This window comes from Psychrobacillus vulpis, from assembly GCF_006861825.1.
Taxonomy (GTDB): Bacteria; Bacillota; Bacilli; order Bacillales_A; family Planococcaceae; genus Psychrobacillus; species Psychrobacillus vulpis.
Map to the genome: position 1 here is coordinate 1 of NZ_VDGI01000021.1, position 26,584 is coordinate 26,584.

Annotated in this window: 23 protein-coding genes; 11 read left to right on the top strand and 12 right to left on the bottom strand. The window is 35.8% G+C overall.

The genetic code is table 11. The annotated features are described in order from the left end of the window. Positions 1–332: 332 nt before the first annotated feature. Positions 333–1,235, bottom strand: a complete 903-nt coding sequence (locus FG384_RS16095) for a DMT family transporter (protein WP_142643730.1) — start codon at positions 1,233–1,235, stop codon at positions 333–335. A gap of 129 nt (positions 1,236–1,364) precedes the next feature. On the opposite strand from FG384_RS16095, the gene FG384_RS16100 reads away from it, so the two are divergent. Together FG384_RS16100 and FG384_RS16105 are read left to right on the top strand one after the other, a co-directional pair. Next, on the top strand, positions 1,365–2,084 hold the full coding sequence (locus tag FG384_RS16100; RefSeq protein WP_142643731.1) for an MgtC/SapB family protein: 720 nt from the start codon (positions 1,365–1,367) through the stop codon (positions 2,082–2,084). Between the two features lie 15 nt (positions 2,085–2,099). Further along, on the top strand, positions 2,100–3,089 hold the full coding sequence (locus tag FG384_RS16105) for a cation diffusion facilitator family transporter (protein WP_142643732.1): 990 nt from the start codon (positions 2,100–2,102) through the stop codon (positions 3,087–3,089). 25 nt (positions 3,090–3,114) lie between these two features. On the opposite strand, the gene FG384_RS16110 is transcribed toward FG384_RS16105, so the two are convergent. From FG384_RS16110 to pruA, 4 genes are all read right to left on the bottom strand, one after another. Further along, positions 3,115–4,278 (bottom strand): iron-containing alcohol dehydrogenase, encoded by a 1,164-nt coding sequence (locus FG384_RS16110; RefSeq protein WP_142643733.1) that lies wholly within the window; start codon positions 4,276–4,278, stop codon positions 3,115–3,117. A gap of 83 nt (positions 4,279–4,361) precedes the next feature. Next, positions 4,362–5,606: a Glu/Leu/Phe/Val family dehydrogenase gene (locus FG384_RS16115; protein WP_142643734.1), complete on the bottom strand. Its 1,245-nt coding sequence runs from the start codon at positions 5,604–5,606 to the stop codon at positions 4,362–4,364. Between the two features lie 82 nt (positions 5,607–5,688). After that, on the bottom strand, positions 5,689–6,882 hold the full coding sequence (locus FG384_RS16120; RefSeq protein WP_142643735.1) for an ornithine--oxo-acid transaminase: 1,194 nt from the start codon (positions 6,880–6,882) through the stop codon (positions 5,689–5,691). A gap of 69 nt (positions 6,883–6,951) precedes the next feature. After that, positions 6,952–8,496 (bottom strand): L-glutamate gamma-semialdehyde dehydrogenase, encoded by a 1,545-nt coding sequence (gene pruA / locus FG384_RS16125; protein ID WP_142643736.1) that lies wholly within the window; start codon positions 8,494–8,496, stop codon positions 6,952–6,954. Between the two features lie 135 nt (positions 8,497–8,631). On the opposite strand from pruA, the gene FG384_RS16130 reads away from it, so the two are divergent. Further along, a complete protein-coding gene (locus FG384_RS16130; protein WP_142643737.1) occupies positions 8,632–9,945 on the top strand; it encodes a sigma 54-interacting transcriptional regulator in 1,314 nt (437 codons plus the stop codon). Between the two features lie 619 nt (positions 9,946–10,564). Here FG384_RS16130 and yugI read toward each other — a convergent pair. From yugI to FG384_RS16145, 3 genes are all read right to left on the bottom strand, one after another. Then, the gene (gene yugI, locus FG384_RS16135) at positions 10,565–10,939 is read right to left on the bottom strand and encodes a S1 domain-containing post-transcriptional regulator GSP13 (RefSeq protein WP_142643738.1); all 375 of its coding nucleotides are present in this window, start codon (positions 10,937–10,939) and stop codon (positions 10,565–10,567) included. A gap of 87 nt (positions 10,940–11,026) precedes the next feature. Continuing rightward, on the bottom strand, positions 11,027–12,463 hold the full coding sequence (locus FG384_RS16140) for a hypothetical protein (protein ID WP_142643739.1): 1,437 nt from the start codon (positions 12,461–12,463) through the stop codon (positions 11,027–11,029). Beyond that, positions 12,453–13,010, bottom strand: coding sequence for an RNA polymerase sigma factor (locus FG384_RS16145; RefSeq protein WP_142643740.1), 558 nt, complete (start codon positions 13,008–13,010; stop codon positions 12,453–12,455). Before FG384_RS16145 ends, FG384_RS16140 begins: the two co-directional genes overlap by 11 nt. A 125-nt stretch (positions 13,011–13,135) precedes the next feature. Between FG384_RS16145 and FG384_RS16150 the strand changes: the two genes are divergently transcribed. Both FG384_RS16150 and FG384_RS16155 read left to right on the top strand, forming a co-directional pair. Then, entirely contained in the window at positions 13,136–14,473 is a 1,338-nt protein-coding gene (locus FG384_RS16150) for a sodium-dependent transporter (protein ID WP_142643741.1), read from the top strand. Positions 14,474–14,572: 99 nt separating this feature from the next. Beyond that, complete coding sequence (locus tag FG384_RS16155; protein WP_142643742.1) at positions 14,573–14,785, top strand: helix-turn-helix domain-containing protein; 213 nt, start codon at positions 14,573–14,575, stop codon at positions 14,783–14,785. Positions 14,786–14,877: 92 nt separating this feature from the next. Here the strand turns inward: FG384_RS16155 and FG384_RS16160 are convergent, their stop codons facing one another. Beyond that, positions 14,878–15,138 carry a DUF1871 family protein gene (locus FG384_RS16160; protein WP_142643743.1) on the bottom strand — a complete coding sequence of 87 codons (261 nt, stop codon included), beginning with the start codon at positions 15,136–15,138 and terminating at the stop codon, positions 14,878–14,880. A 76-nt stretch (positions 15,139–15,214) separates the two neighbouring features. Between FG384_RS16160 and FG384_RS16165 the strand changes: the two genes are divergently transcribed. Then, a complete protein-coding gene (locus FG384_RS16165) occupies positions 15,215–16,384 on the top strand; it encodes a MalY/PatB family protein (protein WP_142643744.1) in 1,170 nt (389 codons plus the stop codon). 471 nt (positions 16,385–16,855) lie between these two features. Here FG384_RS16165 and FG384_RS16170 read toward each other — a convergent pair whose 3' ends face one another. Together FG384_RS16170 and FG384_RS16175 are read right to left on the bottom strand one after the other, a co-directional pair. Then, positions 16,856–17,083, bottom strand: coding sequence for a hypothetical protein (locus tag FG384_RS16170; RefSeq protein WP_142643745.1), 228 nt, complete (start codon positions 17,081–17,083; stop codon positions 16,856–16,858). Between the two features lie 16 nt (positions 17,084–17,099). Beyond that, a complete protein-coding gene (locus FG384_RS16175; protein WP_240793457.1) occupies positions 17,100–17,843 on the bottom strand; it encodes a peptidylprolyl isomerase in 744 nt (247 codons plus the stop codon). Positions 17,844–17,981: 138 nt separating this feature from the next. Between FG384_RS16175 and FG384_RS16180 the strand changes: the two genes are divergently transcribed. Together FG384_RS16180 and FG384_RS16185 are read left to right on the top strand one after the other, a co-directional pair. Next, positions 17,982–19,220 (top strand): MFS transporter, encoded by a 1,239-nt coding sequence (locus tag FG384_RS16180; RefSeq protein WP_142643746.1) that lies wholly within the window; start codon positions 17,982–17,984, stop codon positions 19,218–19,220. Positions 19,221–19,293: 73 nt separating this feature from the next. Then, on the top strand, positions 19,294–21,150 hold the full coding sequence (locus FG384_RS16185; protein ID WP_142643747.1) for a transglycosylase domain-containing protein: 1,857 nt from the start codon (positions 19,294–19,296) through the stop codon (positions 21,148–21,150). A 1,454-nt stretch (positions 21,151–22,604) separates the two neighbouring features. Here the strand turns inward: FG384_RS16185 and FG384_RS16190 are convergent. Then, entirely contained in the window at positions 22,605–23,165 is a 561-nt protein-coding gene (locus FG384_RS16190) for a DUF5366 family protein (RefSeq protein WP_142643748.1), read from the bottom strand. Between the two features lie 216 nt (positions 23,166–23,381). Between FG384_RS16190 and FG384_RS16195 the strand changes: the two genes are divergently transcribed. Genes FG384_RS16195 through FG384_RS16205 form a run of 3 tightly spaced genes read left to right on the top strand, consistent with a single transcriptional unit; the run spans position 23,382 to position 26,564 of the window. After that, a complete protein-coding gene (locus FG384_RS16195; protein WP_142643749.1) occupies positions 23,382–25,814 on the top strand; it encodes a Na+/H+ antiporter subunit A in 2,433 nt (810 codons plus the stop codon). After that, positions 25,801–26,223 (top strand): Na(+)/H(+) antiporter subunit B, encoded by a 423-nt coding sequence (locus tag FG384_RS16200; protein WP_142643750.1) that lies wholly within the window; start codon positions 25,801–25,803, stop codon positions 26,221–26,223. Before FG384_RS16195 ends, FG384_RS16200 begins: the two co-directional genes overlap by 14 nt. Then, entirely contained in the window at positions 26,223–26,564 is a 342-nt protein-coding gene (locus FG384_RS16205; RefSeq protein ID WP_142643751.1) for a Na(+)/H(+) antiporter subunit C, read from the top strand. Before FG384_RS16200 ends, FG384_RS16205 begins: the two co-directional genes overlap by 1 nt. The last annotated feature ends 20 nt before the right edge of the window (positions 26,565–26,584 follow it).

Genomic DNA, 26,584 nt, shown 5'->3' on the forward strand with positions numbered 1-26,584 from the left:
CATGTATTAGGCACGCCGCCAGCGTTCGTCCTGAGCCAGGATCAAACTCTCCATAATAGAGAACTTAAAAAGCTCATTTTGTTTTGCTGGCATCATCATTAAATGATGTCAAAATTGTTTGCTATCGAACTAACCGAAGTTAGTCTTTCAAGCTATATGTCTTAACGTTTTGCATGTTCAGTTTTCAATGTTCATGTTGCCGTCTTGTTTTGACGACTTTATTAGTATAACTTCTTTCAGATTCGAAGTCAACAACTTTTTTTAAATATTTCAAATTGTTTGACTGTCGTTCTGAAGGACAAGTATTAGTATATATAGTAATAAGATAAAAATCAACTACTTTTTTTAAAAAAGACTCGTTTGATAAATTGTTCATCCATAACAAATAGTAAAATCCCTATCATAACAACGATTCCACCGACTAATTGAATCGTTGTTATCAGTTCATTAAATATGTAATAAGCCAATATTGCAGCTCCAACTGGCTCAAATATAATGGCAATCGACAGTGTATTTGTACTTACATACTTTAGAGACCAGTTAAAAAGAGTATGCCCTAACAGATTTGGTATTAATGCTAGTAATAAAAACCAAAACCAATCTATTGAAGGATGACCAACAAACGACTCCCCTTTTATTAGTACATAAAAAAACAATGTAATGGAGCTAATACCATAAACAACATACGTATAAGTAATAAGTGATAGACGCTTACGAACATCTTGTCCAAAAAGTAAATAAGCCGTCACTAATGCACAAGCAATAAGAGCTAAAACATCCCCAAATAATGCAGTCCCGCTTACTTTGAAGTCACCCCAACTGATAATCACGCTACCAGTAATTGCAATTAGTCCTGATAGAAATGTCTTTAGCGTAATTTTTTCTTTAAAAAATAAGTATGTTCCTGCAAAAGCAAAAATAGGTTGCAACGTTACTAAAACTGTAGAACTAGCTACTGATGTGTAATTTAATGATTCGAACCACAATATAAAATGAAAGGATAAAAACACTCCTGCTATTGTGGAAAAAATCCAGTCGCGTTTGCTCATCAATTTTAGTTCTCTAAAATATTTCATGAAAAATAAAGGTGTCATGAGTAATACTGAAAAAAACATACGGTAAAATGCAATAACTCCTGATTCAGCAGAAGCTAATTTAACTAGTATCGCAGATATAGAAACAGATATTACTCCAATAATAATAGGTATGTAGGGGTTGATTTTAGGCTTTTCCATTTGAAGCACTTCACTTTCTTACTGATATTGCGTTTATAGATGTAGGAATAAAAGGTATTGTATATCTTAACCTTAACATTTCCACATACATTTTATTATACACAGAAATAAGAAGTGGGGGAATAGCACATGGAATTGCTTCAACATTACGTTTACGATACTGAAATATTATTTAAATTATGTTTTGCTGCGTTATTAAGTTTAATAATAGGTATTGAAAGGGAACTAAAGAAGAAACCTATTGGTTTAAAAACAAGTATTGTTATCGCAACCTTTAGTTGTTTATTAACATATATTTCAATTGAATCGGCCTATACCGCTCACTCTCGTGACGGTATCAATATTACAATGGATCCTCTTCGTCTTGCTTCTCAAATAGTAAGCGGGATTGGTTTTTTAGGTGCTGGTGTAATTTTACGAAAAGGAAACGATAGTATCACAGGTTTAACAACTGCTGCAATGATATGGGGTGCAGGCGGGATTGGAATTGCAGTTGGCGCTGGGTTTTATATAGAAGCTGCATTAACTGTTTGTATTGTGCTAATTGGCATTGAAATAATCCCTCCACTTCTGACGAAATTTGGACCTAAACGATTACGCTCAAAAGAATTATTTTTGAAAGTACTAGTCCCTAATACAGAGAGCATTACAAAGATCCATCAATTATTAAATGAACGTGGAGTATATATTGAAAGTATTCGGATTAAAGACATGATTTTAGAGAATAATGCAATAAAACATGAAATTGAAATGCGTTTATCCATTCTTACCCAAAAAAATACAATAGAATTTTATCACATGATGAAACGTGAGGACTTTATAGAACGTATAGAAGTCGAATCCATCTAATAAAGGAGAAACTATATGAGTGAATTTTTCAAACTACTTAAAGGCGGTAATAAACCTTCTTTAACTGCGGCGATCGTTAATACAATAATTGCAGCATTAAAAGCTGGTGCATTCTTTATAACAGGAAACGTAGCAATGTTTGCAGAAATGATGCACTCCATAGGAGATGCAGCTAATCAATTTTTCGTATTTATCGGCTCTGCACTATCTAAAAAAGCTCCAACACCAAGATTTCCGAACGGCTTTGGACGTTTAGTCAATCTAGTATGTTTAGGAGCAGTTTTATTAGTTGGTATCCTTTCTTATGAAACTATTAAAGAAGGGTGGCATCATATACAACATCCTGCTGCTTCTTCTGGTATGGCAATTAGTCTTATCGTTTTAGGAATAGGGATTATTTTAGAATTTGTTGTTCTATATAAAGCCGGAAAAGAAATTTTACACGATGTTAGTGTAAAAGGCTCCTTTCTTGCACCTCTTACAACTAGCTTCGCCCACTTAAATCGTGCTAAACCTGCTACAAAGCTTGTTTTTATGGAAGATTTAGTAGCTACGTCAGGTGGAATTCTTGCGTTTATTGCCGTATTGATTTCACATTTCACAGGATTTTTACAGGCAGAAGGAATAGCTTCTATTATGATTGGTCTTATGATGTTTTATGTTGTAGGAAAAGTGTTTCTAGATAATGCAAGAGGTGCACTTGGTGAAACGGATGAACAGATGCTAGTCCACATTGCACATATAATTTCCGAAAATCCTCATGTAAAAGATATAAGTGAATTAGAAGTAATAAAAGAAGGTGAATTTTTGCATGTTAAGTTAGTTGCAGAAGTAGATCCTTCATTATCATTTGCTCAAGTAGATGATATACATGATGTATTAAAAGATCTCATTCTGAACCAACAAGGTGTTACTGACGTAACAATCGCATTTGATGAAGATGACGGTATCAAAAAATGGGTTCACCATAAAGATCCGCAAACTATATTAAAAACACATGACTGAGCTAACGCTCTGGTCATGTGTTTTTTTATAGACATGCAGTAAGTATTTGTTTCGTATCTTCTGCATTTAATTTATTAAAATTACCATATTCTCCTAGAGCCATTGCTTTTTCAACCATTAAATCGATTTTTGAATCATCAATGTTGTAATCTGATAAATTGGTTGGAGCGTCTAATGAAGCCCAAAACTCTGCAAGTCGATCTATACCTTCCATTGCAATCTCTTCAGTTGACTTGCCAACAGGATTAACATGAAATACTTTCTGTGCAAGCTTAGCAAAACGTTCTGGATTTACGTTTACGTTATGACGCATCCATCTTGGGAATATGATGGCTAATCCTCCTGCATGAGGGATGTCGTATACTGCCGAGACAGCATGTTCGATATTGTGACTAGCCCAATCTCCGTTGTATCCCATTCGTAAAAAGCCATTTAACCCCAAAGTACCGGCAAATAAAATCGTTTTACGTAGTTCATAGTTTTCAAGATCCTTAACTAGTTTTGGTGCAGTTTCAATCACAGCACGAAGAACACCTTCAATCATTTCATCTTGTACAGGTGTATTCGTTGCTTCATTGTAGTATTGCTCAAACATATGAGACATCATATCGACAATTCCATAGACTGTCTGATCTAGAGGTACCGAAAATGTATTTACTGGATCTAGAATCGAAAATTTAGGGAACACAAGTGGATTACCCCATCCATATTTTTCTTGGGTTTCTTCATTCGTTATAACAGAACCTGCATTCATCTCAGAACCAGTCGCTGCTAACGTTAAAATGGTTCCAAATGGAAGTGCTTCTGTCGGGATTGCTTTACGCGTCACTATATCCCACGCATCTCCATCATATTTTGCCGCAGCTACGATAAGTTTTGTACAATCTATAACAGAGCCTCCTCCAACTGCTAATACAACATCAATTCCTTCTTTTTTACAAAGGTCTCCACCACGTTTTGCTGTAGACAATCTCGGATTGGGTTCAACACCTGCTAATTCAAATACTTCCATATTTGCTTCCTTTAAAGCGGACATGACTTGTTCATATAAACCGTTCTTCTTTATACTTCCCCCACCATAAACAACAAGCACCTTTTTACCATACTGAGTAAGCTCTTCAGTTAATTTGGTAATTTGACCTTTACCGAATATTAATTTGACTGGATTATAAAATGAAAAAGCGTTCATCTAAACATCCTCCTTTACCATATCTATCTAAATGATATAAAAAACCGCTTGTAATATACAAGCGGTTCGTCTTTGATCAATTATTATACCCAGCCACGGAAGCGTGATGCTTCTGCAGTTCTACGTACTCCTACCATATAAGCGGCTAAACGCATATTAATATTACGAGTAGTTGCTACATCATATATATTTTCAAAGGCTTCTACCATTTTCTTAATAAGCTTTTCATTTACTTCTTCTTCTGACCAGTAGTAACCTTGGTTGTTTTGAACCCATTCGAAGTAAGAAACTGTAACCCCACCAGCGCTTGCTAGTACATCAGGAACTAATAGAATACCTCTATCGTAAAGTATTTTTGTAGCTTCCGAAGTTGTCGGTCCATTAGCAGCCTCTACTACAATATTAGCTTTAATATTATGAGCATTTTCAGCTGTAATTTGGTTTTCGATTGCAGCTGGAACAAGAATATCACAATCTAACTCTAATAATTCTTGGTTAGTGAGCGTATTTTCAAATAGAGTTGTTACAGTACCAAAACTATCGCGACGATCCAATAAATAATCGATATCCAAACCGTTTGGATCATGTAATGCACCATAAGCGTCAGAAATACCAATAACTTTCGCGCCTTGATCACTCAAGAACTTCGCTAAGAAGCTTCCTGCGTTACCAAAACCTTGGATAACTACTCGAGCACCAGTCATATCAATTCCACGTTTTTTGGCAGCTTCGTTAATCACAATCGTTACACCTTGCGCAGTAGCGCGGTCACGACCTTGTGAACCCCCTAGTACTAGAGGTTTACCAGTAATAAATCCAGGAGAGTTAAATTGGTCCATACGACTATACTCATCCATCATCCATGCCATGATTTGCGCATTTGTGAAAACGTCTGGAGCAGGAATATCTTTTGTCGGTCCAACTATTTGACCAATAGCTCTAACATATCCGCGACTTAAACGCTCGATTTCTCCCATAGACATTTCACGTGGATCACAAGTTACTCCACCTTTACCACCGCCATAAGGTAGATCTACAATTCCAGCCTTTAGAGTCATCCACATAGAAAGTGCTTTCATTTCCTCTTGTGTTACTCCTGGATGGAATCGAACTCCACCTTTAGTTGGTCCCACTGCATCATTATGTTGAGATCGGTAACCAGTGAAAACTTTCACTGTGTTGTCATCCATTCTCACTGGAATTCGAACTTCCATCATTCGTAGTGGTTCTTTTAGTAACTCATACATCGCTTCGTCATAACCTAATTTTTGCAGAGCCTCTTTAATGACAGCCTGCGTTGATGTGAACAGGTTTAAATTTTCAGCCATTTGATTGTTTCGCCTCTTTAATTCATAATGATTTCTTCGGTACAATTGTAACATATCTTACTTGTTATTTGTCTATCAAATATTATTTAGTGAATACTTTTTTAATTTTTTCAATAGCCCAGTCTAATTCTTCTTTTGAAATAACTAGTGGTGGAGCGAATCGAATTACAGTATCATGTGTTTCTTTACATAATAATCCTAGTTCTTTCAAAGCTTCACAGTATGGACGTGCTTCTTCTGTTAATTCCATACCAATAAATAATCCACGACCACGTACTTCTTTAATAGAAGAATGTTGAATTTCTTTTAATGCGTCCATGAAGTAATTTCCTAGTTCAAGAGAACGTTCTGCTAACTTTTCATCTACTAGAACATCAAGAGCTGCTAAAGAAACAGCACATGCCATTGGATTTCCACCAAATGTAGAACCATGTGAACCTGGGTTAAACACGCTTAACACATCACGGTTAGCTACTATACATGAGATAGGGAATACTCCGCCTCCAAGCGCTTTACCTAAAATGTACATATCTGGCTCTACTTCTTCCCATTCACATGCAAACATTTTACCAGTACGACAAAGTCCAGCTTGAATTTCATCGGCAATAAATAAAACATTATTTTCACGACATAATTCACGTGCAGCTTTCATGAAACCTGCAGAAGGAATAATGATACCAGCTTCACCTTGAATTGGTTCGATTAAGAATGCAGCAGTATTTGGTGTAATTGCAGCTTTAAGTGCTTCTAAATCACCGTAAGGAATTAATTTAATTCCTGGAAGCATTGGTCCAAATCCACGTTTGTATTCAGGGTCAGATGATAAAGATACAGCTCCCATTGTACGACCATGGAAGTTACCATTACATGCAATTACTTCTGCTTTATCTGTTTCTACACCTTTTACATCATAAGCCCATCTACGAGCAGCTTTAAAAGCTGTTTCAACAGCTTCTGCACCAGTATTCATTGGTAATACCATTTCTTTGCCAGTAAGTTCACTTACTTTTGCATACCATGGACCTAATTGATCATTGTGGAACGCACGTGAAGTAAGAGTTACTTTATCCGCTTGATCTTTTAAAGCTTGAATAATCTTCGGATGACGATGACCTTGGTTTACTGCAGAATAAGCAGAAAGCATATCCATGTATTTATTACCTTCTGGATCTTTTACCCATACTCCCTCAGCTTCTGAAACAACTATTGGAAGTGGATTATAGTTATTAGCACCAAATTTCTCAGTTTGTTCAATTACTTTTTGTGAAATAGTCATGGATACATACTCCTTTGTTTTTAAAGGGTAGGTAGACACATCATTGTGATGTGTCTACCTCCGTAAATATTAAAGCATTTCAGAAGTTGTTTTTGCTTGCATATGAAGTCCGATATAGTCAGGACCACCTGCTTTTGAATCTGTACCTGACATATTGAATCCACCAAATGGTTGGTATCCAACAATTGCACCAGTACATCCACGGTTAAAGTAAAGGTTACCTACGTGGAAGTCTTCACGAGCTTTTTCTAAATTCATGCGGTTATTAGTAATAACAGCACCAGTTAAGCCGTATTCAGTGTTGTTAGCAATTTCGATTGCTTCGTCGAAATCTTTAGCTTTTGTAATACCTACAACTGGTCCAAAGATTTCTTCTTGCATAATACGTGCTGTTGGAGATAGGTCAGCAATTACTGTTGGTTGAATGAAGAAACCTTTTGAATCATCACCAGTACCACCAGATACTAGACGGCCTTCTTCTTTACCGATTTCGATGTATTCCATAATTTTATTGAAAGCAGCACCATCAATAACTGGTCCAACAAAATGTTCGTCGTTATCAGGAACACCAACTGTTAATGCGTTTGTTAACTCTTCTACACGAGCAACTACTTGATCATAAACGTCTTCAACAATTACAGCACGAGAACAAGCTGAACATTTTTGTCCGCTAAATCCAAATGCTGATTTCACGATAGATTGAGCAGCTAATTCTAAATCTGCTTCTTTATCTACAACGATTGTATCTTTACCGCCCATTTCAAGGATTGTACGTTTAATCCAAATTTGACCATCAGATAATTTAGATGATTTTTCAACGATTCCTAAACCTACATCACGTGAACCTGTGAAGCTGATTAAACGTGTACGTGGGTGTTCAACTAGGAAGTCACCAATTTCAGCTCCTGATCCTGGGATGAAGTTTACAACTCCTGCAGGCATACCAGCTTCTTCTAATACTTCAACGAATTTATAAGATACGATTGGAGTAGTTGAAGCAGGTTTTAGTAATACTGTATTTCCAGCTACCATAGCTGCAACAGTTGTACCAGCCATGATTGCAAATGGGAAGTTCCAAGGAGAAATAACAACTGTTACACCTAATGGAATATAGTCATAACGATTGTATTCGCCTGGACGGCTTTCTACTGGTTGACCATCTTTCAAACGAAGCATTTGACGACCATAGTATTCTAAGAAATCGATCGCTTCAGCTGCTTCAACGTCTGCTTCTACCCAAGTTTTACCTGCTTCTCTTGATAATAAAGCAGAAAACTCAAACTTACGACGACGCATAATTGCTGCCGCTTTGAAAAGTACATCTGCACGTACTTCTGGTTTTACTTTTTTCCAAGTGTTAAAAGTTTCATCTGCAATTTCCATTGCTTTTGCTGCAATATCTCTAGTTGCTTTAGAAACAATACCAACTACCTGTTCTTTATTTGCTGGGTTATAAGAAGTGATTTTACCTTCTGTTGTAATTCTTTCCCCACCAACAATTAGTGGATACTCTTCACCTAAATATGCGTCAACTACTTTATAACCTTCTTTAATCGCTTTTTTGTTTTCTTCTTTAGAAAAATCTGTAAATGCTTCATGTTTATAAGGTATCATGTAAATCCTCCTTTAATTGTTAGAGCAAAAAAAATTTGCGCTTTTAATTCAATTACATATATAATAATGCAAAAGATTGTTGCGTATTTCAAGTATTAAATTTTAAAATGTATAATTTTTTTTGAGGTGAGTCAGATGGATATCCAATTAGATAAGCTCCTCCCTTTTTATAAATTTGCAACGGAACAAGTAGCTGTCGGTATTCATGCAGTTGATACGACAGGAAAAACAGTTATTTACAATGAAAAAATGAAAGAAATTGAAGGATTAAATTCTGTTGATGTGGTCGATCGAACGATACTCGAGCTTTTTCAATTTGAACAACAAGATAGTACACTCCTGAAAGTACTCCATAGTGGTGAAGCAGTATTACGGGTAAAACAAACATATTGGAACAGAAACGGGCAAGAAATTACTACGATTAATGATACATACCCTATATCAGAGGATGAAAAACTAATCGGTGCCATTGAATTTTCACGGGATATTACTGCTTTAGAAAGACTCATTTATCAACCTTTAAAACGGTATAACGAATCGATTTCACTTTCTACGATTACCGCTGTCTCTCTACCCATGCAAGAAGTAATGGATCGGTCCATAAAAGCTGCCCAAGTTCGAATGCCAGTATTACTAATTGGAGAGGCTGGTACTGGAAAGGATTTAATTGCAGAAGGTATTCACAACCAGCTTTCTCCAGCAAATCATCAATTCATTTCTCTTTATTGCCATAGTTCCGATAGTCATTTAATCAATAAATTTCAAAAAGAACTAGAGAATATCACGAACTGTACAATATTTTGTGAAAGAATCGATTTATTATCCATCGAACTTCAAAATCAACTTTTGCATATTTTAAATTCGAATAAAGGTAAAAACAATTTATTCATTGCAAGCATTGGACAAGATCCTGTGGATTTAATATCCACGAATAAATTAAGTAAGGAACTATATTATTATTTTGCAACGGTAGCAATCACCATTCCGCCTCTTCGTAATCGAACAGACGATATCCTACCTTTTATTCATGATTATTTTCATCGATATCTAAATCGTTACGGCTCAACGATTCAAGAAATCGAGGATGAAGTAATACAAGCATTTTTAACTTATGAATGGCCTGGAAATTTAAAAGAACTAGAGCTACTTTTAGATGAAATAAGCTCTATGATTACAACAGAAAGTGCATTAAAGTTTGATATGCTTCCACTTCACTTTAAATTGAAAGTACAGGATTTTAATGAAACAACAAAAAAAGCGGAAGACTTTGTCGTTTCTTCTGAAAAGGAAATGCTCCCACTTGACGAGTATTTAAGGGAAGCGGAAACATATTATTTACGAAAAGCAATGGATAAATACGATGGAAATATAACAAAAGCAGCTGAAGCATTAGGTATGAGTCGCCAAAATCTACAATATCGACTGAGAAAAATGAAAAACGATAAATAAAGGTTATTGGGGAATTTGCGGTTAAACGGCGGCAATTTGCACATAGCTAAGATGAAGATGAATTTGCGTTTTCACAGATGAATTTGCGCATAATGAGATTGAATTTGCGATTTGTATATTTCCCAAAAGAATTGATGCGGAGTTTGCGATTAAGCGACATCAATTTGCACATGGCTAGGATGAAATTGCGATTAGCAGAGATTAATTTGCGCATAATGAGATTGAATTTGCGGATAACGCTTATGAACTTGCGATTTGTATATTTTCCAAAAGAATTGATACGGAGTTTGCGATTAAGCGGCATCAATTTGCACATGGCTAGGATGAAATTGCGATTAGCAGAGATTAATTTGCGCATAATGAGATTGAATTTGCGGATAATGCTTATGAACTTGCGATTTGTATATTTCCCAAAAGAATTGATAGATACGGAGTTTGCGATTAAGCGGCATCAATTTGCACATAGCTAAGATTAATTTGCGATTAGCAGAGATTAATTTGCTCATAGAGAGATTCAATTTGCGGATAATGCTTATGAACTTGGGATTTTTATAAATCCTTCAAAAAAGGGTGTTCCCTAGGATTGTTTCAACAATTCTAGGGAACACCCTTTCGCTTATTACTGAACGGATTGTTTAATCCAATCAGCTAGCTTCTCTTTTAATGTGTTAAAGCCTTCTTCGTCGTGCTCGTCAACACGAGCTTGGAGTGATTTACGTGGTCTTTCGTCTTTTTTGGGTGCGACAGGTTTTTCTTGTAATTCGCGGATTGACAAACTTATTTTACCAGCCACTTCGTCTACTTCAAGTACCTTTACTTCTACTTCTTGCCCAACGGTTAGAAATTCACCAACTTCTTTGACATAGCCGTACGTAATTTCGGAAATATGCACAAGTCCTTGTGTATCTTCATCTAAACTAACGAAGGCGCCGTATGGCTGAATACCAGTAACTTTTCCGGTGACAACATCCCCTACCAAATAATCTTTGCTCATAGTGTCCACTCCTACTTTTCTCTATGTTCGTATCTACCTAAATGGTCATCATAAAGTATAGCATAGTAGAAAGGGAGCGAGCAAAAATCACTGTGTCGGCATAAATGCAGCTCTCCAACCGTTTTCGGTGTGAATAAGTTGGAAACCGATTACCGTATCTTGCGTATATAATGTCTGATTCGGATGAAGCGTTAAAATTGCTACTCCCTCCTCAGCAGAATTCTGTTGAAAACGAATCGAAGAAATTTCATTACGAATGTCGCCAATTTTTTGCTTAGGAGCATTCATATATTCTTCTTTTGGAATTTGTTGATACTGGTCATCTTTAATATACAATTCATATTTAGTTTCATCATCTTCTAATTGTATACAATAATAATAAAGTCCAACTATTTCTTCTGCACCTGCATCTTTCAAAACCGTTTGATCATGTGTTCCGGTAAAAGATTTATACAAAGAGTGGACGTTTTGAACGAAATCATCATCTATAAGACTTTCACTGTCGTCATAAACAGGGTACTCAAGGAACTTTTCCAAATCACCAGTTATCGCTAGATGAAGTGCATCATCAATGTCATTATAGTCTAGTTTTGCCCAACTATCAGATTGTACCCAATTAGTTGCTTCAAATTCACTTACAATTGGTGTTAACAAAAAGTCGACTGGTGAATTGCTCGTTTCGGCAATCATTACTTTCCAAAGCTCTCGATATTGTTGTTTCACTGTTCCATCATGATTATAGATTGATTGATCGTTAGTCCCTTTCACAACTGCATGAAAGATTTCTGTGTAGGCTGCTTTCATTTTGTCGTTATCCTTATAGTAATCCGAGCTTTCCAATAAATAATTTTCAAATAAAAACATTAGAGCTACTGAATCCTCAATAGAATATATGAGTTCCCCTGCGTATGTGAATGGTTCCTTTTCAAGCATAATAAAATACCCTTCGGCAGATGGGGCTAAAGATTTTATTAAATTATTATACAGGTCATTTTCTTTTATTTGATAGTGCAATTCCCCCTCCACTAAGTAAAGCCACTCTTTCTCAAGCATCTTAATTTGTTCATCCGAAATACTCCTCATAGCATCATAGGACTTTTTCAAGTCTTCAATTCTATAAGAATACAAATCAAAAAATTGGGCTGTTTCTTTTTCAGGTAAAGTTATTTTATTCTGTACGAGCTCTTCTATCATCTCTGAAGGAAGATATGGATTAAATCTTAATTTTTGTATAAATTGATCTACCGTCATTTTAGCTTCTTCCTCGCGTTGGTTCTGAACGATGTTAACTTCCTCATTTATTAATGGTGCTCCTAGTATTCCAATAATAAATACACAAGCCATGCTAATTGCCCATATAGTAACATTCTGCCATTTGGAACTAATATTCTTTGTTATCTTTGTTAATGGAAGATTTTCCTTTTCAATCATTTTTATTACATCTTCAATATTTAAGGAATGTGGTAATCGATCATAAGAATTTTTCAACAAATCCAATCGTTCTTCCAGTTGTTTATCGTCCATACTTTGCACCCCCACTCATTGAAAGTTGCTTTTTTAGTTGTCCTTTTGCTCGGAGTAATCTTGTTTTGACTGATGTAAGTGGAACATTTAAAACATCTGATATTTGCTCGTATGATAAATCATGAAAGTAAAATAAAATGATAGGATGGCGATACTTTTCATCTAGTGACAAAATGGCGAGATGAAGTTGTTTATCCTCTTCAAAAACAAGTACTCGATCTTCTGCCGATTTTGAAAAGGTTGTATTTCCATCGTTGTGATGTAGCTTATCCTCTTTTTCTTTCTCCTTTGTTTCTTTTCGATAATAATCTCTCGTTGCATTTAAAGTTATTTTGTATAACCATGTTGTAAATCGCTCACGCTTGAATTGATGCAAAAAACAATATAGCTTTACAAATACCTCTTGGGTAACATCAGGAATATCATTTACTTTGACTCCACATTGAAATGCAAACTTCTCTACAGTGCGATGATGTTTTTGGATAAGCTCGGTATAGGCTGCTTTGTCGCCTAATTGTGCTCGCTCGATTAAATCGTTATCTGACATTGTTCCCCCTCACTCTCTCTGTATGGGTGATACGAAAGTTCTTTCCATTATGTTTCACAAATAACTATACATTTTATCTAAAACCTCGTGTACAATAAGACAGTCCTATAAAAGGAGGAATTACTATGACAAAACGAGATCACTTTGGTTCGAAAATAGGATTTATTCTAGCAGCAGCAGGCAGTGCTATAGGCTTGGGGGCTATCTGGAAGTTTCCATATATGGCTGGAACTAATGGAGGAAGTGTTTTTTTAATACTATTTATTATTAGTACACTTTTGATAGGCCTACCTATTCTGCTCGCAGAATTCATCATTGGGAGACGTGGGCAAGCAGATCCCGTAACTTCTTTAAAAAAACAAGCACCAGGAAAACCATGGTATCTAATTGGATGGTCTGGTTTAATATTTTCTGCTATTATTTTATCTTTTTATAGCGTTGTTGGAGGATGGATTTTAAGCTACCTTGTACGCTCTCTATTTTTTAAACTTGAAGGTGGAAGCGATAATTATTTCAGTGAGCTGTTCGGTTCTATTATTCAAAATCCTTGGGAGGTAATTATTGCACAAGGAGCATTTATGTTTTTGACGATATGGATTGTGCAAGGTGGGATTAAAGGTGGGATTGAACGTGCAAGTAAATGGATGATGCCACTATTATTTGTTTTCTTCATCGCACTTGTCATTCGTTCTTTAACACTCGATGGAGCTATAGACGGACTAAAATTTTTGTTTGTTCCAGATTGGTCTTATTTTACCGGAAAAACGATTTTATTGGCTCTTGGACAAGCGTTCTTCTCCTTGAGTGTTGGTGTAGCAGTAATGATTACATATGCTTCCTATTTGTCTAAAGAAGAAAAGCTAGGAAGTTCTGCATTGAATGTTGCTCTTATGAATATTGGTGTATCGATCTTAGCTGGACTTGTAATATTCCCGGCTGTCTTTGCACTTGGATATACTCCTGATCAAGGACCTGGTTTAGTATTTATCATTTTACCGGCAGTATTTGAACAAATACCTTTCGGTGCATTTTTTATGATAATTTTCTTCATTTTATTATTATTCGCGACACTTACATCGTCCATCTCGATGTTAGAGATAGCAGTGTCGATTGGCATTCGTTCTAAATACAATCGCCGCAGAAAAGCCTCTTGGGTATATGGCTTAATTATTTTCTTAGTTGGTATTCCTAGTGCCTTATCTTTTGGGGTGTTATCGGATTTTCATATTTTAGGAATGACGTTCTTCGATTTTGCAGATTTTATCACTAGTAGCTTCGGCTTACCTTTAGGTGCATTGTTCATCTCCATTTTTGCAGGATATAAGTTAACAAAATTGGAGCTTTCAAATGAGTTAATGTTAGGGGATTCATTGTTTAATGCATGGTATCTGATTGTTCGTTATGCTGCACCTCTTGCAATCATTGTTATTTTTGTTCAAGGGATTATTAAAGTATTTATGTAAAAAAAGTGCTTTTTCTGACATTTATTCTTTCAAGTTCTAAAAAGAATCGTGCTATAATATATAAATACTTACGACTTCTTTGAAAGGATGGATGTAATCATGAAACAACATTTACACGAACAATTACGTCAATTAAGAGAAGAACGAAATATTTCATTAGAAACACTTTCACTAAAAACTAGAATTGGTACAGGAAAACTAGAAGCTTATGAGGCTGGGATTGAAACTCCTTCTGTACAAACATTATTAAAACTATCGAATGCATTGGAAGTACCAGCATCTAACCTTCTAGACGGGTTACAAAATGCATAAAAGCTTTCGGTTTTTACACCGAAAGCTTTTTGCTTTAATAAGTATATTATGTCATTCCTTATAAAATATAGGGTGCTCTTAGGCACTTTAATTTAAATTATGCATTTCATCTCGTATTTTAAAGCTATTAATTTATATGATATCTCCACACATTTTTCGAGTGGAATCCACTGTTCAAAAGAATGTTCATAAATTGTTTGGATCCTTTTTGCTAGTTCAGAAGGGTGATCAATACTTTGTAAATCTGCAACAACATCTGCAGCTTCAGTATCATAACTATCGACGCCTAATTCAAAAGGGTCCCATTGCTGTAGTGTCCAAACTGCTTTTCTATTCATTTCAATTGTGTCCATTTATTTTCACCTTACTAGTTTTTATTAGTTAGGGTTATAATAACATAATAATCTCAAATTGAAAGGGGTAATTATTTTGCCTGATTTTACTACTGTTTATGAAAGACGTAACACAAATTGCGTGAAGTGGGATCTAATTGAACAAATCTATTCTATTAAAGATGCGTCTGAGATACTTCCAATGTGGATTGCAGATATGGATTTTGCTATACCATCTGTCATTGTTGACGCTTTACATAGAAGACTAGAACATCCAGTTTTCGGTTACTCTATAGCACCTGAAGAATCTAAAGCAGCTCTCTCAAATTGGTTATATAAAAAACATGAACTTCAAATCGAAAATAACTGGATTTTATTTCAACAAGGTGTAATTCCTGCTATGGCAGCAGTTATCGAAGCTTTTACAGAAGAAGGAGACAAAGTATTAATACATTCTCCTGTATATCCCCCATTTACGCAAGTACCAGAAAGACTAGGACGAATTGTTGAAACTTGTTGTTTGTTAGAGCAGGATAATTCATACGAAATTGATTTTTATGATTTCGAGAAAAAATTACAACAAGGCGTAAAAGCATTTATCCTTTGTAGCCCACATAATCCAGGCGGAAAAGTATGGAGCAAAGAGGATTTAACAAAAATAGCAACTCTTTGTCAACGTTATAATGTCCTAGTTGTATCGGATGAAATACACTCTGATCTTGTTTTCAAACCAAATAAACATATTCCTATTTTATCTGTTGCAGAAGATCCTAATAATATTATTACCTTCTTTGCACCAACTAAAACTTTTAATTTGGCAGGAATTCAAGCGGCTACTATTATTGTTCCTGATGAGCGCAAACGAAAAATTTTAGAAGAACAAGCAATGATGCGCGGTCAAATGGAGTTAAGTATATTTTCATTAACAGCTTTTCAAGCAGCGTACGAACATGGAGAAGCATGGTTAGATGAACTATTAGAAATAGTATCTTCTAATATGGATTATGTAGCAGAACAACTGACTTCTAATTTGAATGGGGTAAAAGTAACAAAACCGGATGCTACCTATTTATTATGGATTGATTACCGTGATACTGGATTATCTGAAAAAGAAATAATGGATCTACTTTTAACAAAGGGTAAATTAGCATTAGAACCTGGAACTAAATATGGAAAAGCAGGAGCTGGCTTTTTACGTATGAATGTTGCATGTCCTAGAAAAACTTTGGAAGATGGAGTAGCTCGAATTATCAAAGCGTTGTCATAAGAAAAGCAAAAGGAGTCACCTCAGTTTGAGATGACTCCTTTTGTTGTAGACTAAATTTAGTAATGTGAGTTTGAGACCCTGCAGGGAGCATGGTAAGGGCACTGAAAAAGTGTTATTCTAATAAATTCCATTAAATAGTCGTTAAGAGAGTTTATCGCTTTGGCATTCGCTTTCCGCGGGCGAGCAACGAGCCTCCTCCTTCGCTCCGCTTCGTGCGGGGTCTCGTCTGTCTCGCGAAGACCCCGGAGCGAAGCGAGGAGGCTGAGCTACGCCCGTGGAAAGGGAGCCGTTTCAACGATTTTCTTTTTCTTGGAGTTTCGCACAACCTCATCTGGTAGCGTCGAATAATAGGGACTTTTTCAATGCCCTCACGCGTAGCGAAGGAGTAGGCTCGGCGGCCATGCAGAGCACTAAATCCTACTTGCATAATAATTTCATAAAGTTTCATATCTATTAAAAAAAAGAGTCATCTCAATTCTGAGATAACTCCTTTTCCAATGCTTCTTTTCTAGCTTGCATTACTTTCTCTTCGATCTCTCTTGCTTTTGCAGCTTCTTTAACGGATTTTCTTTTTAGCCATCTAAAAACAAGTGTACAAATAATGATTAATAGGATTAACTCTAATACTACAGGAATGTATTCTGTTTTATCTTCTGGAAAATATAAATATAGAAAACCTGGCTGTAAAAAATGTAACATCTCGACACTTCCCTACTTATTTTTGAACGATTTCAATTGAATCAATTGTAATATCTTCTAGTGGTTTGTCATTAGCATCTTTCTCTACTGCCGCAATTTGGTCGACAACATCCATGCCTTCAATAACTTGTCCAAATACTGTATGCTTTTGGTCCAAGTTCGGTGTTCCACCAATTTGTCCGTACGCATCTGCAATCTCTTCTGGCCATCCACCTGATTTTAATTGGTCTACCGAATATTGTGATTGTGAGGCTTGGACGATAAAAAACTGACTTCCATTCGTATGTGGTCCAGCATTCGCCATGGATAGAGCTCCTCTAAAGTTAAAAAGGTTCATGGAAAATTCGTCTTCAAACTCTTGTCCGTAAATACTTTCGCCACCCATACCTGTTCCTGTTGGGTCTCCACCTTGAATCATAAAATCTTCAATCACTCGATGAAAAATAATACCGTTATAGTACCCATTTTCTGCGTGTGTTAAGAAGTTTTCTACCGTTTTTGGTGCAAGTTCAGGAAATAGCTTTATTTTTATAGCTCCCTTTGAAGTGTTCATGATAACTACTGCTTCATTTGAAGCGATTTCTGTAGAAAGTTGTGGATACATATTATTTTCTCCTTGTTGTTCAGCTTTTGTTGCTTCTTTAGACTCTGTGTCAGTTTCATTTACTACTTTTTCTTTTTGTGCATCAACTGATTTTGTACCGCATGCACTTAATAAAAACAGCGCACTAACAATACATAAAAATAATAATTTTTTCACGAATCTTTCACCCCAAATAAGTTTATCATAATGAATTCTCTTTTTCAGTGACAAAGTATCTAACTTTCTTAGATACATGAAATGCCCTATAATAGGAATTATGACAAAGTACGCGTCAAATAGAAAGAAGGGATTTGGATGAGCGTACAAAAAAGAAACTTTATCATTATGTGGTTTTCGAATTTTCTAGTTGCTGGAACTATGACGATGATTATGCCCTTTTTATCCTTATATATAAAAACAATGGGAGACTTTTCGGATGCATATGTCCAAAAGTGGTCTGGACTTGTATTTGGTGCTACATTTGTTTCTGCTTTTATTATGTCGCCTATATGGGGACGAATTGCTGATAAATATGGGTACAAGCCAATTTTGATTATCAATGGTTTCGGTATTGCAACTAGTGTTTTTTTGATGGGATTCGTTCATTCCGTCGAGGCATTTTTTGTTCTTCGATTATTCATGGGGGTTGTTACTGGCTTTATCCCAACTTCTTTAGCATTTATTAGTTCCCAAACACCCAAGAAAATTGCGGGAAAAACGATGGGAACACTACAAATGGGAAGTGTTTCTGGAACGCTTTTTGGACCAGTTTTCGGTGGTTTTCTAGCTGACACTTTCGGATTTCAATATACATTTGTCATTACTTCCTGTGCTGTATCAGCTGCTGCGTTACTCGTTATATTCGGTATCCATGAAGTGAAAAAAGCGAAAGCAAAAGGTGCTCATGAATACACTAGAAAAACAATTATCTCTGGTATTTTTCATCATAGGCTAATTTTAAACGTCTTAATGATTACATCACTTATCCAAATTGGATTATTTAGCATTCAACCACTTTTATCTTTATATGTATCTCATTTAACGAATTCAAATGAAGTTGCCCTACTTGCTGGTATTACATTTAGTGCAACTGGTGTAGGTAATTTATTGTTTGCAAGAACTTGGGGGAAACTAGGAGATTCAATAGGGTACGAAAAAATATTATCTACATTACTTGTCCTTGCATTTATTTTCATTGTTCCTCAAGCATTGGTAACAGATTTATGGCAACTAATCGTGCTGCGCTTCCTTTTCGGAATTGCTGCAGGAGGACTAATTCCAATCACCACTGCACTTATTAGAAGAGAAGCTCCAATTGAAGTACAAGGTGAATTAATGGGTTATAATACAAGCTTCCGCTTTTTAGGGAATATTATCGGTCCTATGTTTGGTGGTTTTATTAGCGGATTTATCGGTATTTCTTCTGTTTTCTTTGTTACGGGGGCACTATTCCTTATTGCTTTCCTAGTCATTTATTTTGCAAGAAAAAAACCTCTTCAAGATTTTGAAGAAGTTTTGTTAGAAGAAGAGTTACATGAAAAAGTAAGTAGCTAAAAATGAGCACACTTTCTATATGAAAGTGTGCTATTCTTTTTTTAGAGTTTATATGATTGGAGTGCAGCAGCAAATGCGTCAAGCAATAGGGTTTTTCATCATTCTTATATGCTTCCCGATGATATGGATATTATATTCTTTCATCCATTCAGAATTATTATCAGCTTCATCATATAAAGAGGATTTGGCTCAATCTATCCAATTGTCTAGTCCAACTATTTCCTCGCCTATTGTTTTGTTAGATGAAAGCGACAATGTTTTTTCAGAGGATTACGTAGAATGGCGAGATCCAATTCCGTTAGAGTCCATCCCATTATTTGCTCAAGAGTTGTTTATTCAAAGTGAGGATGTTGAATTTTATAATCATATTGGTTTTAACTTTAGTGCGATTTTTCGAGCAGTATTTGCTAATGCTTCTGCAAACGCTAGAGATCAAGGAGCAAGTACAATTACGCAGCAATTAGTAAGGCTACGATATTTATCTACAGAAAAAACTTATGAACGGAAAGTAACTGAACTCGTCTATGCATATGAGATGGAAAAACAATCTACAAAAGAAGAAATACTATCCAATTATTTAAATGAAATCTATTTTAGTAACCAAGTATATGGAATTGGAGCCGCCGCTACCTATTATTTTGGACGTCCGTTAAACCAATTAACTGAAGCCGAGCTAGCATTTATTAGTGCCATTCCAAACAATCCAACCATTTATAATCCTTTAGAGAACTTTGATGCAACTAAGAAGCGACAAGAACTACTGATAGATATACTAGTGAAAAACGGGAAAATTTCATCAGAACATGGCAAATCATTAAAGGCAGACCCAATTGTTCTAGTAACAAAAACGAAAAAGCAACTATATCCCGCTTATAGTACGTATGTGTTGGAAGAGTTAAAGGATCTCATTGCAACAAAAGAAGGATTTACGGAAAAGATAGAAGCTGCTCAAAATGAACAACAAAAACTTCAGCTCGAAAATGAGCTCCAAACGAAAGTGAACGAAGTCATTGCAAAAGGCGTTAAAGTTTATACTGCTCTTAACCCTTTGAAACAAAACGATGATGAAAAGTATGTTAATAGTCTATTAAATAAAACACCTAACCTGCAAGCAGCATCAGTTGTCATAAACAATGAAACAAGAGAAATTATAAGTTTATTTGGTGGAAAAGATTATAAAAAATTTGATTTCAATCGCGCTTATCAAGCAGTTCGGCAGCCTGGTTCTTCTTTAAAACCGTTACTTGTGTATGCACCTGTTTTCGAGATGACAACCTTAACACCAAATAATTCGATTAATGCAGGAAAACTATGTATAGGTACTTATTGCCCTCAAAACTATGGAGGAGCAGTATATGGAAATGTAACAATAAAACAAGCTTTTCGTTTTAGCCATAACACTCCTGCTGTTAGACTTTTAAATACTGTGGGGATTGAAAGTGCTTTCGCAAAACTAAATCAGTTCCAATTTAGTCATTTAACGAATGAAGATTATTCATATGCCTCTGCATTAGGTGGCCTTACAAAAGGTGTAACAGTACTTGAAATGGCAGATGCATATACTAGTTTTATTAATGGAATGTATAAGCCAGCTCATGCTATTCGAAAAGTAACAGATAAAAATGGTGTTATATTGTACGAATGGAAGGAAGATAAAGAAGAGGTATGGACTCCTAAAACAGTGCAAACAATGAGAGGTTTGCTTACAGATGTCGTTCAAAATGGGACAGGAAAAGGGATATCTACCTCATCTTCTTATGTAGGCGCTAAAACAGGAACAACAAATGATTACTACGATTATTGGATTGCTGGTCTGACAGATTCCTATACATCAGCTGTTTGGATTGGTTACGATATACCTAAGAATATGAAACAAATTGAATCAAAAAAAATCCATCATTCCATTTTCAATAAAATCATGAAAGACTAACTTCCTGCTTTTATCACTCTTCTGAGGTACAGAGACGCACTCCTGTACCTCTTTTTTTAATACAAAAAGTTGTAAGCAATATATATCAAGACCTATTTTGGATAATAGGAAAAACTAAAAAGTGAGGGATCCTCAACAATCCACACTCTACTTTTTTAGTTCAAGAAAATCGTTGAAAAAGGCGACACTCCTGCTGGAAAAGCATTAGTCGAAGACCCCACAGCGAAGCGAGGAGGCCACTGAAAAACTCAAAATTATTATTTTTATAGGAACTATTTGCTGTATATCATTCAAAGAATTTAGCGCGACGCATGAGACTCCTGCGGGAAAGCGAGACAGACGAGACCCCGCACGAAGCGAAGCGTAGGAGGAGGCTCGTCGCTCGCCCGCGGAAAGCGAATGCCAAAGCGCTAAATTCTCTTAGGACTATTTGATAGATAATTTATATGAATGACACTTTTTCAGTGCCCTCAAAGCGAGGAGGCTGAGGCAACGCCCGCGGAAAGGGAGGCCACTGAATAACCAAAATTCAGAAAATAAAGTCACCACTTGAGAAGTATATTTGTATCAAAATTGGCATGACGTCCCCATAAACACCCTAAAAAGTGAAGGAATTATGGGATATCGTTTTTATTTTTTGAAAAAAAGTGACTTTTTCAGTGACCTCCGGAAAGGGAGCCGTTTCAACGATTTTATTATTAACTGGGTTATTGGACACCCCCCTCTAGCAAAGTCAGATTATAAGGACCTTTTTAGTGCCCTCATCCACACTCTACTTTTCTAGAAAATCGTTGAAAATGGCGACACTCCTGCTGGAAAAGCATTAGTAGAAGACCCCACAGCGAAGCGAGGAGGCCACTGAAAAACTCAAAATTATTATTTTTATAGGAACTATTTGCTGTATATCATTCAAAGAATTTAGCGCGACGCATGAGACTCCTGCGGGAAAGCGAGACACACGAGACCCCGCACGAAGCGAAGCGTAGGAGGAGGCTCGTCGCTCGCCCGCGGAAAGCGAATGCCAAAGCGCTAAATTCTCTTAGGACTATTTGATAGATATTTTATATGAATGACACTTTTTCAGTGCCCTCAAAGCGAGGAGTCTGAGGCAACGCCCGCGGAAAGGGAGGCCACTGAAAAACAAAAATTCAGAAAATAAAGTCACCACTTGAGAAGTATATTTGTATCAAAATTGGCATGACGTCCCCATAAACACCCTAAAAAGTGAAGGAATTATGGGATTTCGTTTTTATTTTTTGAAAAAAAGTGACTTTTTCAGTGGCCCGCGGAAAGGGAGCCGTTTCAACGATTTTCTTATCGAAAAGTGAGAGGTAAGCTTGGAAAACCTTATCTATCCCTATATAAAAAACAAAAAGACTATAGACAACTCGTTTTGAGTTTATCTACAGTCTGAAGGATAGATACAGCAATATTTGCACTGTTCATTCACTTGTTTATAAAAATGGTAAACTTGCAATAATTCCATTGTACAGTTTAACAATCACATAAATTACTAAAGCTAAAAATAAACTCCATACAAGAATCTCAAACATGATTAAACCTATTGTTCCTAATAAACTCATCGAACTGCTTAATTTAAACACGACATAAACAAAATATATCAAAGCAGTCACTAAGAAAACAATAAGCAAAATTTGAATAGATTGAAATCCTACAGTAGAAATAACAGCTCCAATAAAGAAAATGACATAACCCCCACGTGCTTGGGAAATAGTCTTTCCTTCTAGGTCTCTCGAAAAAAATAGCATTCCTAACTCATGTATCGTTTCTGCCATAAGTTTTAACGCAGAAAACATCATAAAATAAACAAGTGCAAATACAATAAGTAAAAATAATTTCAGCTCTAAGTCGGAAAGAAATTCTCTCATCCCACTATACACGCCGATGACTTTGAATAGATCCATTGCTTTATTCATTGTAAATATAGAAAAAGACAAACTAAATAATAAAATCGTTATTAATGGTAGAAATCCAAACACGTATGGGTTTTTCATAGCTGCTCCTCTTACTCTAAAATTATATATTCTTTCTTAATAGTTAAGAGAGTTAAATAACTTTCTAATCTCCATGCAATTACTCTTTTCTCATCATATCGAAGAAAAGGTAAGTTCTGCAAGTATGTTTCGGTTTTTACGTCATGCAATTACTGGTCTTTTACGTTATAATCTTATAGATGCATTTAAATACATACCTTTGAAAGGAGGATTCCATTGTCCTTAGTTTTTGCAATATTCACACCTGTAATTGCTGCGTTGTTGATTCCTTTATTGTATAAGAGAGTTTCTGCCATTCATACAGGTTGGTTTGTTCTACTTATCCCTGTTGCTCTTGTTTCTCTCTACGCAACCTACATACCTCCTATTATAGATGGAACGACGTATAAAGACGAGTTACCTTGGATTCCATCATTAGGACTATCATTTATCTCTTACTTAGATGGTTTAAGTTTACTTTTTTCACTTTTGATTACTGGTATTGGAGCTCTTGTTGTTCTGTACTCGATTTTTTATTTGGATAAGAAAAAAGAAAAACTAGGAAACTTCTATGTTTACTTATTATTGTTTATGAGTGCTATGCTTGGAGTCGTTCAATCTGATCATTTAATTAGCTTATATTTCTTTTGGGAGTTAACATCTATATCCTCTTTCCTTCTTATTGGATATTGGTATACGAAGGATCGCTCCCGTTTTGGTGCTTTAAAGTCCATGATGATCACCGTTTTTGGTGGACTTATGATGCTCGGAGGGTTTGTAATACTTGGTATCCTTGGTGATACTTATTCGATACGTGAATTGATTGCACAAGCTCCTGATCTTGTAGACCATAAGTTTTTTGTTTGGGCGCTAGTTTTAGTGTTGCTAGGTGCATTTACGAAATCAGCACAGTTTCCATTTTATATTTGGTTACCAGATGCTATGGAAGCGCCTACACCGGTAAGTGCATATTTACACTCTGCAACGATGGTAAAAGCAGGTTTATACTTGGTTGCAAGATTCACACCTATATTTGCTCTTTCTGAAGTTTGGGTTTGGCTTGTTACCGGGATTGGTATTCTCACGTTATTATGGGGTTCATTTTTTGCTGTAAAACAGACTGATTTAAAAGCAATATTAGCTTTTTCTACTGTTAGTCAGCTTGGTTTAATCATGTCTTTATTAGGTATTGGTTCAATTGCGTATCATGTTACAGGTGATTTAGTAACTACCTTTACATTTGCAACTTTCGCAGCAATTTTCCATTTAATGAACCATGCAACCTTTAAAGGAAGCTTATTCATGATTGCGGGAATTGTCGATCATGAAACGGGTACGAGAGATATTCGAAAACTCGGTGGTCTTATGAGTTTAATGCCTATCAGCTTTACGATTGCTTTAATTGGAAGCTTATCGATGGCAGGTGTCCCACCTTTTAATGGATTTTTGAGTAAGGAAATGTTTTTAGATGCTGTTTTGAATTTAAAAAATTTTGACCTTCATGCATTGGATTCTTGGTGGATTTTATTCCCGATTATCGCATGGATTGCAAGTGTATTTACATTTGTATACAGTTTGTATTTTGTATTTCACACATTCCGTGGAAAGCATAAACCAGAGCAATTACCGAAAGCTGCTCATGAAGCTCCAGTTGGGATGCTTCTGTCACCAGGGATATTAGCTTCACTAGTAGTTATTATTTTCTTTGTTCCAAATTTTTTCGGTAATACATTTATTAAACCAGCTGTAGCAGCTATTCAGCCGCTTGCATATCAAGTACCAGCAGATGTTGGATTCACGATTAAAGCATGGCATGGTTTTGACTCGTTAGCTATGTATATGACGCTTGGAGTATTCTTAGTTGGCTATTTATTGTTCAAAACGATCCCAAAATGGTCACCTATTTATAAAACATTTCCTACCAAACTTTCTTTAAATGGAATGTATGATGGATTAATGAGACTTGGCGACAGTGGGGCTAATCGTTTTTCATCTATCTATATGACTGGTTCGATACGGTCCTATTTTGTATACATGTTTACCGCAATTATTGTATTGCTAGGCGGTACAATGTGGATTAAAGACGCATTTGTAATTAGTTACGAAAACTTGGCACCAATCCGATTCTTTGAAATACTAATTTCCATCATATTAATTGTTGGTACGATTACTATTCTAGTTACGAAGTCGAGACTAACTGCAATTATTGCACTTGGGGCAGTTGGATATACGGTAGCGCTGTTCTATATCCTCTTTAAAGCACCGGATCTAGCGCTAACACAATTGGTTATCGAGACAGTTTCTGTAGCATTGTTTTTAGGTGCATTTTACCATTTACCACAAATGAATAAGCATGAAAAAGGTAAAGAGGATAGAGGTTTCCGATTAGGTAATTTCCTCATTGCACTTGGAGTTGGTGTGATGGTGACACTGATCGCTATTTCTTCACATTCCCAAAAACTTATCCCATCTATCTCTGAGTATTATAAAGAAACAGTCTACTCTGAAGCTGGTGGAGGAAATATCGTAAACGTTATTTTAGTAGATTATCGTGGATTCGATACATTATTTGAAATAAGTGTATTAACAATTGCTTCACTTGGTATCATCGGGATGATTACATTACGACTTGCAAAAAAGAAAGGAGATAGAAAAGTTGAAAACAAATGATTTAATTATTCAAACGACAACAAAAGTAGTTTTTTACATCATCTTTCTATTCTCCATTCATATCTTTTTTGCAGGTCACTACACTCCTGGTGGGGGATTTGTCGGAGGTTTATTAATGTCTAGTGCTATTGTTTTATTACTACTAGCATTTGACTTAAAAACGGTACAAGCTATGTTACCAGTCAACTACACTGTCGTAACAGCAATTGGATTATTAATCGCTCTTGCTACAGCATCTGGCTCTATTTTCTTTAATGTTCCATTTTTTACACATGCGTTTGATTATTACAACTTACCTTTGTTAGGTAAAACTTCTATTCATACTGCTATGTTTTTTGATACAGGTGTTTACTTAGTAGTTGTTGGAGTAACAATGACCATTATTCAAATGATAGGAGGAGATGAGTAATGGAAATATTAATGTCCATTTTAATCGGCTTTCTATTCATGGCAGCCATTTATCTAATTCTTTCTAGAAGTTTACTTCGAATCATCATTGGAACAGGATTATTAAGTCATGGAACGCATCTGTTACTAATAACAATGGGAGGCTTAGGCGGGAAAAACGCTCCAGTGTTATCCGAGGGAGTGACAGATTATGTAGATCCCCTTCCACAAGCATTAATATTAACTGCCATTGTAATTAGTTTTGGTGTCACAGCATTTTCTTTAGTACTTGCTTATCGTACATATAAAGAGCTTGGCACAGATAATATGAGTTTAATGAAAGGAACAGAAGACAATGATTAATTTATTATTATTTCCAGTCC

Excerpts from the sequence above, each read along its gene's own strand:
- FG384_RS16185 (WP_142643747.1), top strand. The coding sequence starts at position 19,294 with ATGCGTCAAGCAATAGGGTTTTTCATCATTCTTATATGCTTCCCGATG.
- FG384_RS16100 (WP_142643731.1), top strand. The coding sequence starts at position 1,365 with ATGGAATTGCTTCAACATTACGTTTACGATACTGAAATATTATTTAAA.
- pruA (WP_142643736.1), bottom strand. The coding sequence starts at position 8,496 with ATGATACCTTATAAACATGAAGCATTTACAGATTTTTCTAAAGAAGAA.
- FG384_RS16150 (WP_142643741.1), top strand. The coding sequence starts at position 13,136 with ATGACAAAACGAGATCACTTTGGTTCGAAAATAGGATTTATTCTAGCA.
- FG384_RS16140 (WP_142643739.1), bottom strand. The coding sequence starts at position 12,463 with ATGGACGATAAACAACTGGAAGAACGATTGGATTTGTTGAAAAATTCT.
- FG384_RS16160 (WP_142643743.1), bottom strand. The coding sequence starts at position 15,138 with ATGGACACAATTGAAATGAATAGAAAAGCAGTTTGGACACTACAGCAA.
- FG384_RS16115 (WP_142643734.1), bottom strand. The coding sequence starts at position 5,606 with ATGGCTGAAAATTTAAACCTGTTCACATCAACGCAGGCTGTCATTAAA.
- FG384_RS16120 (WP_142643735.1), bottom strand. The coding sequence starts at position 6,882 with ATGACTATTTCACAAAAAGTAATTGAACAAACTGAGAAATTTGGTGCT.
- FG384_RS16130 (WP_142643737.1), top strand. The coding sequence starts at position 8,632 with ATGGATATCCAATTAGATAAGCTCCTCCCTTTTTATAAATTTGCAACG.
- FG384_RS16105 (WP_142643732.1), top strand. The coding sequence starts at position 2,100 with ATGAGTGAATTTTTCAAACTACTTAAAGGCGGTAATAAACCTTCTTTA.
- FG384_RS16095 (WP_142643730.1), bottom strand. The coding sequence starts at position 1,235 with ATGGAAAAGCCTAAAATCAACCCCTACATACCTATTATTATTGGAGTA.
- FG384_RS16170 (WP_142643745.1), bottom strand. The coding sequence starts at position 17,083 with ATGTTACATTTTTTACAGCCAGGTTTTCTATATTTATATTTTCCAGAA.
- FG384_RS16205 (WP_142643751.1), top strand. The coding sequence starts at position 26,223 with ATGGAAATATTAATGTCCATTTTAATCGGCTTTCTATTCATGGCAGCC.
- FG384_RS16145 (WP_142643740.1), bottom strand. The coding sequence starts at position 13,010 with ATGTCAGATAACGATTTAATCGAGCGAGCACAATTAGGCGACAAAGCA.
- yugI (WP_142643738.1), bottom strand. The coding sequence starts at position 10,939 with ATGAGCAAAGATTATTTGGTAGGGGATGTTGTCACCGGAAAAGTTACT.
- FG384_RS16190 (WP_142643748.1), bottom strand. The coding sequence starts at position 23,165 with ATGAAAAACCCATACGTGTTTGGATTTCTACCATTAATAACGATTTTA.
- FG384_RS16155 (WP_142643742.1), top strand. The coding sequence starts at position 14,573 with ATGAAACAACATTTACACGAACAATTACGTCAATTAAGAGAAGAACGA.
- FG384_RS16180 (WP_142643746.1), top strand. The coding sequence starts at position 17,982 with ATGAGCGTACAAAAAAGAAACTTTATCATTATGTGGTTTTCGAATTTT.
- FG384_RS16110 (WP_142643733.1), bottom strand. The coding sequence starts at position 4,278 with ATGAACGCTTTTTCATTTTATAATCCAGTCAAATTAATATTCGGTAAA.